Genomic DNA, 14,195 nt, shown 5'->3' with positions numbered 1-14,195 from the left:
CGTATGCGGCATTACGACGTGGTGGTTATCGGTGCGGGGTCGGGCAACATGGTGATCGACGGCTCGTTGGCCGGGCTTGACGTGGCGATCGTGGAGGAGCGGTTGTTCGGGGGGACTTGTCTGAACTTCGGGTGTATTCCCTCGAAGATGCTTGCCTATGCGGCCGAGGTGGCCGGAATCGTTCGGGATGCCGATCGGTACGACGTCGATGCCGAGCTGCGGCGGGTGCGGTGGACGGACCTGCGAGATCGCGTGTTCGCGCGGCTGGATGCCGAGGAGGCGGAAGGACGTGCGGGGCGCGAGCGCAGCGACTTCGTGACCGTGTATCCCGGGCACGCACGGTTCGTCGGCGCGAAGACCCTGGAGATCGATGTCGACGGCGAGTCGGTCACGATCGAGGCGGACCAGATCGTGATCGCTGCCGGCGGTCGGCCGACGGTGCCGCCGCCGGTGGAGGAGTCTGGGCTGCCGTACGAGACGTCGGACACCATCATGCGGATCGACAGCCCGCCGCGGCGGTTGGCGGTGTTGGGCGGCGGGTACGTCGCCGCCGAGTTGGCGCACGTGTTCGCAGCGGCCGGGGCTGAGATCGTCATTGTCGAGCAGGCGGAGTTGCTGCTCGGGCAGCAGGATGAGGCGGTGGCGAAGGCGTTCACGGATTTGATGCGTGAGCGGTACGAGCTCCGGCTCGGTCGTGAGCTGAAGAAGGTCGAGGGTGGGCCTGGTGCGCTTCGTCTGGTCCTGGACGACGGATCGGTCGTCGAGGCCGATACTTTGCTGGTCGCTGTCGGGAGGACACCGAACTCTGCGGGCCTCGATCTTGAGAAGGCCGGCATCAAGACCTCTGACGATGGACGAGTTGTGGTGGACGAGTTCCAGCGGACCTCGGTCGATGGTGTCTATGCGCTGGGCGACATCTGTACGCCGTACCCGCTGAAGCATGTGGCGAACCGGGAGGCCGAGGTGGTGGCGCACAACCTGCGGTACCCCGACGACTTGCGTGCCACGGACCACAGCGTCGTACCGGCTGCTGTGTTCACCGACCCTCAGATCGCTTCGGTGGGTGCCACTGAGCAGGAGTGTCGCGAAGCGGGGAAGGACTATGTTGCCGCCAGCCACCAGTACGGCGATGTCGCGTACGGCTGGGCGATGGAGGACACCACCGGCTTCTGCAAGGTGCTGGCCGACCGCGCGACCGGGCGTTTGCTGGGAGCGCACATCATGGGTCCGCAGGCCGCGACGCTGATCCAGCCGCTGGTGGTGGCGATGACGCTGGACATCGATGCCAGGACGCTCGCTGAGCAGCCGTACTGGATCCACCCGGCGCTCACCGAAGTCATCAGCAATGCCCTGCAGAACCTCGATCTACCGTCCAACTGAGAATCACCAAAGGCTTGTGGGACGTGCGAAACCCCGGCCGAGTGTTTCGCCGGGACAGCGAGCTGCTGACTTGGAGCGGTTCGGGCTCCCCGAGTTCGCGGGCGCGCCCATTGAGGTTCCGGAACGACCAGTGGTGACGGTTTCCGGTCAGGTACGTCGTACTGTGCGGATCTGCACTGTGTGACCGGGTGGTCCGCGCAGGGTCTATGGTTGGCGCACCGGCATGCACGTGTCGAGGCGGAAGAGCGCAGTCGACTCCTGCCCGGCTGGATGTGGCGCCACGTCTGGAGCATTCGCGCCTCGCCTTCGGCACGCTGTCGCGATGCCGGCCGGCGGCGTAGCTGACCGCGTTCAGTATCGCGCCGGAAGGGTCTGGCACAGCGACGGCTGCAACGCGAGCCGAACAGAGACTGTGACCAAGATCGAGATCGAGATCGACCCAGCTGGTCAGATGAGGCTTAGCCTTGCAGTTCGTGGCGCTACCCGACGTGGTGGCTGTTTCGGTCCCGCGACACGTAACGCTGACTGAGCAGGGAGACAACTGCGACTCCGACGGCGGAACCGATCAGCACAAGGAGGGCGCCGACCGCCCACAGGCCGTCCGCGTTGCCGGCGGTAGCAGCATCAATGGCAAACATCAGCGTCAGCGTCAGTGGGATAGCGACGATCGCCGCCAGAGCCCAGACAGCGGTTCCAGCCGGAGTGCGATCCTGACGAGCTCGGCGTCGGTTGCGTCGAGGTCCCTTCGCGCGGGCGGGTGACTTCGGAGCGTTCCGTCGACCTACGGCGGGGCTTTGCCTCACTTGGTCGGTCGAACCGGCTGCCTTATGTGCCGAACGTACGTCGGCGAAGGTTGGCCAGCCTTGCATCCAGGTCAAGCGTGTTCATCCGGAGCATGGCTCGTTTCGCTAGCCGTTCGGCTAGCTCCAGGCGACGAAGCTCGGTGATGCCTCCGTCGCGCTCTGCCTTCTGCAGTTCTTCGATTTGAGCATCGATGTACCCGGCCTCTGCTTCGATGGCAGCCCGCTCGGATTCGATAGACATCAGCTCGACGACGGCGAGACCGGGCTCCTCGACGAAGGCATCGTAATGGCGGTATCCCCTCACCGTGGGAACTGAGCCGTTCCATTCGATGACCGGCTCTACCGCCCTGCTCGGCTGCACTTCCACGCCCATGCGTCGCATGGTGTTTGCAGAGCTGAATCCGGCCTTGAACGAGGCGCTGATCAGGTCCTCAACGTCGTCCTTGATCTCATGCATATCCGGGGCGCGTTGAGACGAGCTCTCGTCGTTGCTGTCACCGTTCGTTGCGGGGTCGTCTTGCCGCTGAGCGGCTTCAATCCCAGCTCTCAGACCTGCGACGAGGGTCCCACCGGACCTGGCAATGCCCTGATTTGCCGCGATTTGCGCACCTGGGTCGAACTTCATCGAACCACCTGGAATCACCGCCTCTCGGAGCCTCTGGAACAGCTCGCCGAGCCTGCGTCGGAACAGAATCATTCCAAACGCGACGACGGCCGGCCATGCGATGACCGCTGTGGATTCGTTGATCTTGTCCCAGATCTCTGCAGCCTGCATGTGGAGAGTCTCTCGCAGTCGGTGACGAGGTGACGACGTGTGCAGCGGGCGAGCGCTCGGGGTGTCGGCAGCTTCGCGCCGTGCGTTGGCCAGTAGGTCAAGGAGGCCGGCGATGGTAGCGAGAGCGCGATCGGTCCGGGCCGGAAGCGCCTGGGCAAACGCGTGTCGAACTCACCGTCGAGCCGCTCGAACGGTGATGTCTCTGTCAGCCTGTCGTGAGCCCGATCGCTAACCAGAAGGCGGTTTCCGCGATGAACTGTTCTCGGCAGGAAGTGGCGGTAGCCGCGTGAAATGGGGTGGGTGGGGCGGCGGCCGGGAGCACGCGACGCAGGAGCGCGCGGGGGCGGCGCGGGGGAAAGAAATAGGCTCCGGAAGCTGCTGCTTCCGGAGCCTTGCATTTGTGTCCGAGGGGCGACACGCACCTTAACCACACACCTCGAGCTTGAGCATGACGGCGTCGGTCGAACTCCGTAAGCGCAGATTCCCGGCCGAGGTTGGCTGGCCCAGGCATTCCACTGACTTGCGATGCTGTCCTTGACGCCGAACGGTCTCCGATAGATAGGAGTGACTCGCTGGGCTGGCTACGGCGATGCGTGCACCCTCAAGCATTCGCGGGAGTCCATCCCAGCTGGGTCCGTTCCTCGATTCGCAGTCGGTCAGCATCTTCTTGATGCTCTTCTTTGCCTCGAGCGATAGATCGATGATGCACTGACAGCGGCGAAGGTCTCACCGTTGAGGACGCAGAGCAAGGCGCCACTGATCTGCACACCGCGCGCGGCCGCTGTTGACTTCGCATCGAAAGGTTGCGGGATGCATTCGAGCAGTTCCCAAGCGAACACTTCGCTAGGCTTCCGAAGTCGAACAGTGCATGACTCCTCCGCTGAGTTGTCCCAGGACTTCGTGTCTTGGTCCTAGCGGCAAGGATGAACCTCGCGACCTCGACGAGCGCCGTCCAGCGATCTTTCTGCGGGCTTGTCGTTGACCTGCGAGCGTCTTGATGCGCCGGAGCCTTCTTCCGCCGTGCGACCGACTGGGCACCTGTGGAATTTTCGCGTTGCCCTGCCCAGTCCTTGAGCTGGGGTGCTCGACCGTGCTTGTGTTGCCAGCAGCGCATGTCTTCTCGTTCACGGGGCGCCTGCAGCGCCAACCGTTACGTTTGCCCCTGCGCTTGGCAACCCAAGAATTATGAAGTGTTCAGGTCTGAGCTACGTCGGTCGCGGTGTGTTACCGACCGTTCCTGCGCTTCGAGGTTATCGGCGCAGCAGGCAGGCAACGAGTGGCCCCGTTTGCTGATGCACTGTGTTCGGGGGGCAGCAGCCCCTCCTCACTCCACGGCCGAGGCGCCGGGAGCTACGAAGCTGCTGGCGAACGCCGGGATGACTCAGCCGACAACTTGGGAGGCAAATCTGAATCCGAAGGCAATGCGGTGTCGCCACCTTCGAAGGGCCTTCTTCTGACCGCTCGCCGTGCCGACGGGCGCCAATGTAGCCGGACTATATTGGCGCGGTCACCGCGCTAGCGGATACCCTGCGCGAGCTGGGCTGCATGGACGAGAAGCAGCCGAGGACCTTCGAGTCACAGCCTGAGAATCTCGCAGATTCTGAGTGGCCGGCAGCTGCGGCTCACGGCGTCTTGGAGCTGACCTTGGAAGCTTTCGACATTCCTCGCGACTGATGGGCCTGGCATACAGAGGGCCCGCATCGTCAGTTCGAACCGGCGTGAAGCACCTCGGCCAGACCTGCGCCCACAAGGCGACGGTGCGTCTGAGTTCACAGCCGAAACCGCTCATGGCTCGAGCGTCATAGAAAACCTACTGTACCTCAGGCGCGTTTGCGCCGTGCAGTGCACCGCTGATGGTGAACGGACTGATCGACCACGGATAGTGGATCACCGTGCAGCATTGGTCACAGGTACACGGCAGCTACTCGCGCCGACGGCGGCAAGAAGGTCCACTCAGCCGCCAGTTTGGCTATGGGGTCGACTATCGGAGCGCTGTAGAATGATCGGGTCAGCCTGTCTTGCTGGCCCCAGTCATCTTGCGCCTGCTGAGTCTCTCCAGTCCGATCAGAGCTATTCCCGTTAAGCGGTTGATGTTGACTGCCGGTCGTACTCGGTCCTGCGATCGGTCTCCCGTCGACTGGCACAAAGAGGTCATTCTCCCTGGAGGGAATTTCTCGAAATCTATCTGTATCATGAGTCGATGGACTCCGAGGACATGGGACTCTCCGACCGCATCCGAATCCCCTTCCATGGTCTGGAGCCCAGATCCCACCGGCTCAGTTGGTCTCAGACCTACATGTGGGACTTCCTGTCGCGAATGCGCCCATTTGAGGGCTTGTATAATCTGAGTATCGACCTGAGACTGCCGGTCGCTATATCGGTTGAGCAGGCGGTGCGAATCATTGGAAATCTGGTCCACAGCCATGAGGCGCTGCGGACCAGTTATTACGCCGATGGGTCCCGCCCGCCGCGTCAAGAGGTTGCTGGAGTTGGGCACCTGGACGTTGGCTTGGTCGAGGAATCCTGCTTTGACAGTTGGTTTGACGCCAATAGAAACGCGAGTTTCCGGCGGGATGCCCCGCCGCTGCAATTCGTTGTATCCCGCCGCGATAAGTCCGTTCGCCGCCTGACCCTTATTGCATCACATCTGGCGATGGATGGCTGGGGGATAGCAGTGATTCAACAGGAGGTGTTGCGATATATGAGCGACGCGGCATCTCCCGTTCGGCGGGCTCGGCAGCCAGTTGACCAGGCGACCTGGGAGGCGTCGTCGGCGGGGACCTCGCGGAACCGAGCCGGGATCGATTACTGGCAAAAGACGATCGAGGTTGCTCCGGCGGGTTGCTTCAAGCCTTTGCTGTCTTTGTCTAAATCACGCTTTTGCCGGGCTGAAGTGTCCTCAGTGGCCGCCGGCCGGGCCGTTCTTGCACTCGCGCGGGAGCATGGAGCGCCGCAGGCGGCGATCGTGCTGACGGCCTACTTACGAGCCGTGACGGCGGTGTTTGGGTACAGTCGTGTCGTCTTCTGGGTGGTGGCGCACAACCGCTTCGATCGCGAATTGAGAGAGGCGGTCGGCTGCTTCTTCAGAGACACTGTGGTCTCCCTAGAGAGTTTGCCCGATGAGCCATCACGTGCCGTCAGGCTGGTTGCTTCGTCACTGCTTCGCGCCCTTCGCTATACGCAAACGGATGCAAGGAAGATCGACCAGTTGCTATTGAATGCGGATCGAGGGTCGTACTTCGATCTCATACGTGGTTTCTACTACAACTTTACTGCTGGTTCGGCGCTTGCTTCGGGAAATCGGAAGGAGGAACAGTCGAGAGAAATAAAGTGGAGCGCGGAAAAGGAGTTTGACACCCAGGTGACGTATTTGAACAGCGATTTGCAAGGCGATAGCCTCATTCTACGCATGTTGATTGACACATGGTGTGTTCCAATGGACTTGGTGGAAAAGATCTTGACCCACTGTCTTGAGGATCTTATTGACGGATTACCTGCTCGCAAACTTTTGGGTTAGCAGGAGGAGTTCTGAATGAGTTTAGCGCCGTGGTCCGATGAGTTCGAGCTCATATTGCGCGACCGACTACCATCACTGGATGGACGGCCGCTGACCCTCTCGACAAGTCTGGTTGATTTCGGATTGGATTCCATGGCTGCTGTCGCGCTACTGCTGGCTTTAGAAGATATCTTTGGCATAGAGATTCCAGACAATCGGCTCGATGTTGAGATCTTTGCAAGCGCGGGGAGCCTTTGGGCTCTCATGAGCGAATTGATTTCTGCTGCGCCGGCCGAGGGATGAGAGCGTCTATGTGGTGCTCCGATACCGGTCGGGTCCTGTCGCTGGGCGGGCTCGTGGAACGCGGGGGTGTGAATACGGCGATCCATATGATCTCGCATGTGGTGCATGTGGAGCTGGCAATCGTCGGTGATCCCGTAACGGGCTGCAAGGAAGCCGAGGACGTCCCCCCGCTCCCGGTTGAGGTCGGTCGGCTGGGAGTGGCAGTGCGGATCTGTGTGGTCTGGGCGGGGACACCCGAGAAAGTGTCGGAGTTGTCGAAGTCGTCGGAGCTTGCGGTGTGCAGACACTGGTACGAGCCGTATACCTGGCCGAGGGTGGCCACGGACACCGAGGAAGTGTGCTGGCGGACGATGGCCGCGCTGCCGAGCGGTAGGGCGTGACGATGGCCCGATTCGGCACCTTGGCGGAGCACGCCCGCGAGTTGCAAACCGGTCTTGCTGGAATCGATCAGCGCCAGATCGATGCCTTGGGTCACGAACTGGCGATCGTGCTGGGCTCTGGTGGTCGGCTTCTCGCCGCGGGGAACGGTGGCAGCGCGGCGGAGGCCCAGCACCTCACCGGGGAGCTGGTCGGGCGGTTCGAACAGGAGCGGCGGGCCTTGTCTGCAATCGCCTTGCATGCTGATACGTCCAGTGTGACTGCGATCGGCAACGACTACGGCGGCGATGCGATCTTCGCCCGGCAGGTCCTCGCCCACGGGCGGCCCGGGGACGTGCTGGTAGTGCTGTCCACCAGTGGCCGCAGCCCGAACCTCCGGCGAGCCGCACAGGCGGCGCGGCAGTCAGGCGTCCGCGTGTGGGCTCTTACTGGTCCGGCGCCGAACCCGTTGGAGGAAGCGGCGGATGAAGTGATCGCGGTGCCTTCGAAGGCGCCGACAGTGGTTCAGGAGGTGCACCTTGTGGTGATTCACGCCCTGTGTGCCAGCGTTGATCAGCACCTGAGCAAGGAGGTGTCCCGGTGACTCTTCGCGTCACGGTGCTCAGTGATGCGTTGCTCGACCGCAATTTCTAGGCGTGATGTGCGGCGGGTCGGCCCGGATGCTCAGGTGTCTGCTATCACGTGACCGCACTGGCCGACGATGAGCTGGCGAAGCGGCTCAACAACGTATCGCTGACCGAGTGGGTACCGGTCACGGCCGTCATCGCTCCCAGTTGGTATCCGATGTGCGCCCAGGGGCGCGCAGTGTGCCGGGCGTGATCGACGTCCAGTGTGGCGTCGTCGCGCCGGAGGCGGGCTGGACGCCGCACTCGACCAGGATCCGGTTTCGAGTGGATGGTCGCTGTCGATTCCATGCTCTGTCTGCGGGCGCTGAGCCCAATGTGCCTCGAAGTTCGGTGAGGTCGGGGTTCAGCCGTGCGTTCGCAGTTGAACAGTTGGCGCGGTCAGGGCGACATGCTGAACCAGGGGCGATGCAGACGGCGTTCTTGGATCGGCGCCTCGAGCAGTACACGCCAGGACAGGATACAAAGCTGAAGGGTTCCGGGAGCTGGTAGCTTGGTTGAACTGCAGCTCGGCCTGTGGAACTTTGCGAGTCCGGTCTTTTGATGCTGATCGCCGCAAGCAGACGGTTTTTTGGCGAGATTTGTGAAATCTTCTTTGGTGGTTGAGCCCAGCAAATGGGACACGCTAACTGTTCAAATTCACTCGACAAAGCAGGCTGCGTTATCGTCCTGCTGAATTGGTACGTTGTCGTGCCGCCGCTCCGACTGATTACGCGTAGGGCCGCGTGTGTTTGTCGAGTTCGGGTCGGGTGGAGCGGGCTGCCACTGTTCAACCGCGAATACGCAGCACTTGAACAGCCTTGGATGACCGATGAGGAAGTGGACCATGTCCTACCGTCCGGACGGGCAGAGCACGGTCGCAGATGTTGCGTGCTCTGCCGCGACCAGGATCCGCACGATTCTCGCGATCAATTTCAATCACGATGGTTCCGGCGTGTTGCTCGTGGACGGGCGGATTTGCGCCTATTTGTGCACGGAGCGGTTCTCTCGGGTCAAGAAGCATCCTGGCATCCGAGAATGCGATCTGGACGAGCTGCTTGACCAAGGCGGTCTGAGCCTGTCCGATATCGACCACGTGGTCCTGTGCAACCTCCACATCATGGACTCACCGGACATCGTGGCTCTGCACGGCAGCGATCTCAAGGAGACGTGGCTGGAGTTCTGGCTCAACCAGACCCGCTCCGTCGTGGAGCTCCGTGGCCGCCGCATACCTTGCACGGTCAATCCGGATCATCATCTGATCCATGCGGCGGCTGCCTACTTCACGTCCCCGTTCGAGTCGGGGGTGGCGCTCGCCGTTGATCCGACCGGTTGCAGGTCCTTCCTCGGCCGTCAGAACCGGCTCGATCCCTTGCCGCTGAACCTTGACGGCTGGTTCAACGCCAACATCGGGTACTCGGCCGTGTCGGATCACCTTTTCGGCTCGAGTATCGTCGGGGCCGGCAAGGTGATGGCACTCGCGCCGTACGGTCGGCCGACGAGCAGGTCCGGCGACGTCGATCTGCCGACGAGCATGCGGACGTTTCAGCAGCTCCGTGCGTTCGCTGAACAACACGCCCGCTACGTCACCGTCAACGGCCGCGAGCTGAACGCGACCCTGGCGTACTGCGTTCAGCTCGGCCTGGAACGGCAGTTGCGACGGGTGTATCGCGTGCTGGCGAGGGTCTCGGCTCGCCACGGAGTGGCACGGGCCATCGCGATGTCTGGCGGTACGGCGCTCAACGCGGTGGCGAATCAGGTGGCCTTCGACGGGTCCGGATTCGAGGCGATGCACCTCCATCCAGCCTGCGGTGACGACGGCACTGCCATCGGCGCCGCGCTATGGTACTGGCATCACGTGCTAGGACAGCCGCGAGAGAACTATCGGCCGGACGCGTTGATGTACTCCGTTCGCGTCTACCCGCAGGAGGCGGTGCGTCAAGCGCTCGACGGGCATGCACACCGGATCGTGGTGGAACGCACCGACGACTCCGTCGGCCGTGCGGCTGAGCTGATCGCCCAGGGCAACGTCGTCGGCTGGTTCAACGGTGCCAGCGAGGTCGGCCCGCGCGCCCTCGGCAACAGAAGCATTCTGGCCGATCCCCAGGATCCCGGCATCCAGGAACGGATCAACTCTACGGTGAAGTTCCGCGAGCACTTCCGGCCCTTCGCGCCGGCGGTTCTGAACGAGCATGCGATGGAGTGGTTCGGGATCAGGGACAGCCCGTTCATGCTGCGCGCGGTGCCGATGCTGCGCGCAGGCGCTCCCGGCGTCTGCCACGGGGAGGACGGCATCGCCCGGGTGCAGACGGTCGCTCAGCCGGACAACCCCAGCTTCCATGAGCTCATCCAGCGGTTCGCGGACCGGACCGGGATGCCTCTGGTGCTCAACACCAGCCTGAACACATTGGGTGAACCCATCGTCGAGACGCCGGCCGACGCGGTACAGACGCTGCTCAACTGTGCGCTGAACTACCTGGTGATGCCAGGGGTTGTCGTGCGTCGACGGTAGTAGACGACTGTACTGGAATCAGTCCGATCCGTGCGCTTTGCGCGTTCGGTTTGTGGCCCAGTGCAACGGATCGTCCGGTTCGTGGCTCCTTTGCCGGCTCGGGACGGAATGTCAGTTGATGCAACTGTCTGGCTCTCGGTGGTCAATCGCTCACTGCTCAGTCAAAGTGGAGCCATGGGACCACGTGCGGATGAGGGTTCGGCAACTGTCCGGGGTCCGGTTCCGGATCGCGGCGGAGGTACTCGGCGGATCAGTAGTGCCCCGGACCTCCCACGAGGCGAGGGCACGCGCCCTTCCAGCAACGACACAGCAGCGGAGACAGGCGGGACCGCGAGGTCGTGCCGTCCCGCCGCGGACTGATTACAGGAGATCCCGAATCTGCTTTTTCCGATAGCCAGTGAGGTGGGCAGGCAATGTCGAATGGGCAATCGATTTTCTCGACCCGATCATCCGAACAAGCAGACGAGCCAAATGCCGCTACGGTGCCCCTAGACGTCCTACGGCCTGCCCTGTCTCCGCGGCTCGACGGTGTCAACGAGGAGCATGCCCAGCTGCTGGCGGAATCGGGCGACGCACTCGCACCGATCGTCGTCCAAAGACATTCGATGCGTATCATCGATGGAATGCACCGCTTTCGGGCGGCGGAGATCCGGCGACAGCAGACCGTGCGGGTCGAATATGTCGACGACGACGACGATGCTGCCTTCCTGCGCGCCGTTGCGGCGAACATCGGCCACGGTCTGGCCCTGACCTTGGCGGACCGCAAGGCGGCGGCGTTGCGGATCTTCGGGATGTACCCGGACTGGTCCGACCGGGCTGTCGCCGGCGCGGTCGGACTGTCCGCCAGAACTGTCGGCGCCCTGCGGCTCACGGACGACGAGGCGGTGCGGGTGACCGCTCGCCGTGGCCAGGACGGGAGAGTCCGCCCGCTGAGTGCCGCTACCGGCCGGCAGCGAGCTCGCGATTTCATCCTCAACCGTCCCCATGCCCCCTTGCGCGAAATTGCCAGTGCGGTGGGGATATCGCCGGCGACCGTGCTCGATGTCCGCAACCGCCTTCGCCGGGGCGAGGACCCGGTGCCGGAACGATCCGGGCCTACCCACGACCTGGACGGCGCACCCGCCGGCGCCGCCGGGTCGCCGGGGAGTGACGCCGAGGACGACACAAAGGAACTGCTCGACCAGCTCCGGCGCGACCCGTCCCTTCGGTACAGCCAGGCCGGGCGCACGCTGCTCGTGTGCCTGAACACCTACCCGGTCGCAGCGAAGGGCGACGATCTCATCAGAGCTGTCCCCACCCATTGCCTGGCACGTATCGCGCAGCTCAGTCGGCAGAATGCCCTGGTGTGGCAGCGCTTCGCCGAACTCGCGGAACGCCATACGAACTCCATGGACAATTCACGGTAGCCGGTCGCCGAGTGACGGACCCCAGCGAACGCAGGGCAAGGGTGAAGAATGACACTCGACCGAGAAATCGCAGGACCTGAATCTCGGTCCGCAGTTGAGCGGTCTCCAGCATTCGGCGCGATGCTTCGGTCGCTCCGGCGGCGGCGCGGCATGACCCAGCAACAGCTGGTCGACCTCTCAACGGTGAGTATGCGCAGCATTCGCGATATCGAGCGGGGCCGGACTCGTCGGCCACACCCAGGAACCGTGCAGCTCCTGGCGAACGCTCTCGGACTCAGCGGACCAACGCGTGTCGGGTTCGAAACGTCAGCTGTCTACCTGCCGGCCGTCGAAGAGCCCGGGCCGGCCCGAGTCGGTACGGCCGGTCCGGTGGCACTCGCGGAGCCGATGCGCCAGCAGGTGGAGATCGTGGTCGTCGGGGAGATGCCGGACTCCCGCGATCGTCGGCTGGTGACCGTTGCCGGTCGGTCCGGCGTGAGTGCTGCCAACCTGGCCTCGGTGGTGGCCCGGATCCTGCACGACTCAGGTCGGTTCCTTCTGCTCGACTCTGGATCGGTCGAGGCCGACGGGTATGAGCATCGAACGGCATTGCTGGTCGTCAGGGACGGCAGGCAATGCCGCGGTTCCCAGCAGGTGCAGTCGTTCGATCGACGAGATTGTAGCTGAGGCTCAGGATGTGTGGCATCTTCGCTGTCTGGTCACCGCAGGCAGGCCTGACGAGCGGTGATGTCGACGCCATCGGCGTACTGGGTCACCGTGGGCCGGACGCGGTCACCCGGTGGGTCTCACCTTGTGCTGTCGTCGCGTTGGCGCACACCCGGCTGGCGATCGTCGGCATCGGCAATGGCGACCAACCTGTGCGGAACCACAGTGGCGACGTCCGGGCGGTGGTCAACGGCGAGTTCTACGGCTACAGGTGCCAACGCTCGTCGTTGGCCGCGCGCGGGCATGCGTTCAGCACCGACTCGGACAGCGAGATAGCGGTCCACCTGTATGAGGAGGATCCGGCCGGTTTCGTGGAGCAGCTTCGCGGCGAGTTCGCCTTCGTGCTCTGGGACGACGCGCGCGAGTGCTTGCTGGCCGTCCGGGACCGGTTCGGTGTGAAGCCGCTGTACTACACCTGGATCGCGGGGCGTCTCGTACTGGCGTCGGAGGTCAAGGCCCTATGGGCCGCCGGCGCCCGACGGACGTGGGATGCCGAATCGTTCTACGACTACCTGCACGCGTGCTTCGCTCCGGACCGGACGCTGTTCGACGGTGTGTACCAGGTCCCTCCGGGCGCACTGCTGCGAGCCGATCGGAGCGGTGTACGGATCGAGCAATACTGGGACCTCGACTACCCCTCGGCGGACCGCGTCGATCACGAGGTGAGCCCCACTGCGCTGAGCGAGCAGGTTCGGGAGCAGGTCGAAGAGTCGGTACGCCTTCGGCTCGTTGCCGACGTGGCCCTCGGGTCCCATCTCAGCGGCGGGGTTGACTCCTCTTCGGTCGCAGGAGTCGCCGCGGCCCAGATCCCCTTGCGCACGTTCACGATTCGCTTTCCAGGAAGCGCGCTGGATGAAGGCGAGGTGGCCAGGCGGACCGCGGTGGCACTCGGCACGGAGCATCACGAGGTGGTCGTCGACGCTGCCCGTTATTCCGCGTCCGTTACCGACACCATCGTCGCCGGAGAGATGGTGCAAGAGAACGGACACGGTACGGCGCGCCTCGCGCAGAGCGCCGCCATCCAGGGCGCCGGCCTGCGCGTCGCTCTGGCCGGTGAAGGGGGTGACGAGCTGTTCGGCGGCTACCAGCACCTCCAGGCAGACCTGCGGCTGGGCGAGTCCGCCGGCCGCGTGTGGCCTGACCGGCCTTCGTATCGCACCCTGCTGGCCGGACCGGTGCCTGCCACGTTGACCGGAACGCTCGACCGGCTCGGCTTCCTGCCGGGGTGGCTGATCGACCGCTGCCTGACGACGACGCTTCCGGTTCTCACCCTTCTGCGGCCGGAGTTCGTCGACCGATTCGCCGAGCGCAACAGCCTCGCCGAACTCACCGACCGTGCGGATGCACAGTTGCGTGGCCGTTCTCCTGCGCACCAGTCGCTGTACTTGTTCTTCAAGACCTGGTTCTGCAACTACATCCTGGCCGCCGAGCGGTTGGACATGGCCCACGCGATCGAGGTTCGGTTGCCGCTGCTCGATCATCGGTTGTTCGAGTCCGTGCGTCACCTCCCACTGGCGGAGCTTCGACGCGGACAGGTCAAGCAGATCCTTCGGGACTCGATGCGCGGATACCTTACCGACGAGGTCTATCGAGGTCCCAAACGCGGGCTTTTCGCACCTCCTGCGGTGGATGCCCGGTCGGCTGCCCGTCTTCTGCGTCGACGACTTGCGACCGGCGCCGTCGAATGCGGTCCGTTCTTCGAGCCGGTTGCGGTGCTGAGATTTCTTCACCAGCTGGAAAACGGTCGGCGGCCGGTTACCCCGGTCGAGGACCGGATGCTGCACCTGGTGCGGGGCTTCTCGATCCTCCATTCGTCGTACGAGCTGGGGACCTGA

Annotated in this window: 11 protein-coding genes; 9 read left to right on the top strand and 2 right to left on the bottom strand. The window is 63.6% G+C overall.

Features of this window, described 5'->3' with window-relative positions; all coding sequences use genetic code 11:
- Positions 1–3: 3 nt before the first annotated feature.
- Positions 4–1,380, top strand: a complete 1,377-nt coding sequence (locus tag OG474_RS41550) for a mycothione reductase (RefSeq protein WP_405059167.1) — start codon at positions 4–6, stop codon at positions 1,378–1,380.
- Between the two features lie 479 nt (positions 1,381–1,859).
- Here the strand turns inward: OG474_RS41550 and OG474_RS41545 are convergent, their stop codons facing one another.
- On the bottom strand, positions 1,860–2,018 hold the full coding sequence (locus OG474_RS41545; RefSeq protein ID WP_405059166.1) for a hypothetical protein: 159 nt from the start codon (positions 2,016–2,018) through the stop codon (positions 1,860–1,862).
- A 187-nt stretch (positions 2,019–2,205) separates the two neighbouring features.
- Positions 2,206–2,958: a hypothetical protein gene (locus OG474_RS41540; protein WP_405059165.1), complete on the bottom strand. Its 753-nt coding sequence runs from the start codon at positions 2,956–2,958 to the stop codon at positions 2,206–2,208.
- Positions 2,959–5,158: 2,200 nt separating this feature from the next.
- On the opposite strand from OG474_RS41540, the gene OG474_RS41535 reads away from it, so the two are divergent.
- From OG474_RS41535 to asnB, 8 genes are all read left to right on the top strand, one after another.
- Positions 5,159–6,475, top strand: a complete 1,317-nt coding sequence (locus OG474_RS41535) for a condensation domain-containing protein (protein WP_405059164.1) — start codon at positions 5,159–5,161, stop codon at positions 6,473–6,475.
- 15 nt (positions 6,476–6,490) lie between these two features.
- Positions 6,491–6,757, top strand: a complete 267-nt coding sequence (locus tag OG474_RS41530) for a phosphopantetheine-binding protein (protein ID WP_405059163.1) — start codon at positions 6,491–6,493, stop codon at positions 6,755–6,757.
- A gap of 98 nt (positions 6,758–6,855) precedes the next feature.
- Complete coding sequence (locus OG474_RS41525; protein ID WP_405059162.1) at positions 6,856–7,137, top strand: hypothetical protein; 282 nt, start codon at positions 6,856–6,858, stop codon at positions 7,135–7,137.
- 2 nt (positions 7,138–7,139) lie between these two features.
- Positions 7,140–7,718 (top strand): SIS domain-containing protein, encoded by a 579-nt coding sequence (locus tag OG474_RS41520; RefSeq protein WP_405064669.1) that lies wholly within the window; start codon positions 7,140–7,142, stop codon positions 7,716–7,718.
- An 866-nt stretch (positions 7,719–8,584) separates the two neighbouring features.
- On the top strand, positions 8,585–10,249 hold the full coding sequence (locus OG474_RS41515; protein WP_405059161.1) for a carbamoyltransferase C-terminal domain-containing protein: 1,665 nt from the start codon (positions 8,585–8,587) through the stop codon (positions 10,247–10,249).
- A 413-nt stretch (positions 10,250–10,662) separates the two neighbouring features.
- Positions 10,663–11,655, top strand: coding sequence for a ParB/RepB/Spo0J family partition protein (locus tag OG474_RS41510; RefSeq protein ID WP_405059160.1), 993 nt, complete (start codon positions 10,663–10,665; stop codon positions 11,653–11,655).
- A 120-nt stretch (positions 11,656–11,775) separates the two neighbouring features.
- Positions 11,776–12,321 carry a helix-turn-helix domain-containing protein gene (locus OG474_RS41505; protein WP_405059159.1) on the top strand — a complete coding sequence of 182 codons (546 nt, stop codon included), beginning with the start codon at positions 11,776–11,778 and terminating at the stop codon, positions 12,319–12,321.
- Positions 12,322–12,329: 8 nt separating this feature from the next.
- On the top strand, positions 12,330–14,195 hold the full coding sequence (gene asnB / locus OG474_RS41500) for an asparagine synthase (glutamine-hydrolyzing) (RefSeq protein ID WP_405059158.1): 1,866 nt from the start codon (positions 12,330–12,332) through the stop codon (positions 14,193–14,195).

This window comes from Kribbella sp. NBC_01505 (genome assembly GCF_045040285.1).
Classification (GTDB): Bacteria; Actinomycetota; Actinomycetes; order Propionibacteriales; family Kribbellaceae; genus Kribbella.
This window is presented reverse-complemented; position numbering and strand designations above follow the sequence as displayed.

Bases quoted from the DNA above. Each gene is read 5' to 3' on its own strand.
- OG474_RS41550 (WP_405059167.1), top strand. From the start codon at position 4: ATGCGGCATTACGACGTGGTGGTTATCGGTGCGGGGTCGGGCAACATG.
- OG474_RS41545 (WP_405059166.1), bottom strand. From the start codon at position 2,018: ATGTTTGCCATTGATGCTGCTACCGCCGGCAACGCGGACGGCCTGTGG.
- OG474_RS41540 (WP_405059165.1), bottom strand. From the start codon at position 2,958: ATGCAGGCTGCAGAGATCTGGGACAAGATCAACGAATCCACAGCGGTC.
- OG474_RS41535 (WP_405059164.1), top strand. From the start codon at position 5,159: ATGGACTCCGAGGACATGGGACTCTCCGACCGCATCCGAATCCCCTTC.
- OG474_RS41530 (WP_405059163.1), top strand. From the start codon at position 6,491: ATGAGTTTAGCGCCGTGGTCCGATGAGTTCGAGCTCATATTGCGCGAC.
- OG474_RS41520 (WP_405064669.1), top strand. From the start codon at position 7,140: ATGGCCCGATTCGGCACCTTGGCGGAGCACGCCCGCGAGTTGCAAACC.
- OG474_RS41515 (WP_405059161.1), top strand. From the start codon at position 8,585: ATGTCCTACCGTCCGGACGGGCAGAGCACGGTCGCAGATGTTGCGTGC.
- OG474_RS41510 (WP_405059160.1), top strand. From the start codon at position 10,663: ATGTCGAATGGGCAATCGATTTTCTCGACCCGATCATCCGAACAAGCA.
- OG474_RS41505 (WP_405059159.1), top strand. From the start codon at position 11,776: ATGCTTCGGTCGCTCCGGCGGCGGCGCGGCATGACCCAGCAACAGCTG.
- asnB (WP_405059158.1), top strand. From the start codon at position 12,330: ATGTGTGGCATCTTCGCTGTCTGGTCACCGCAGGCAGGCCTGACGAGC.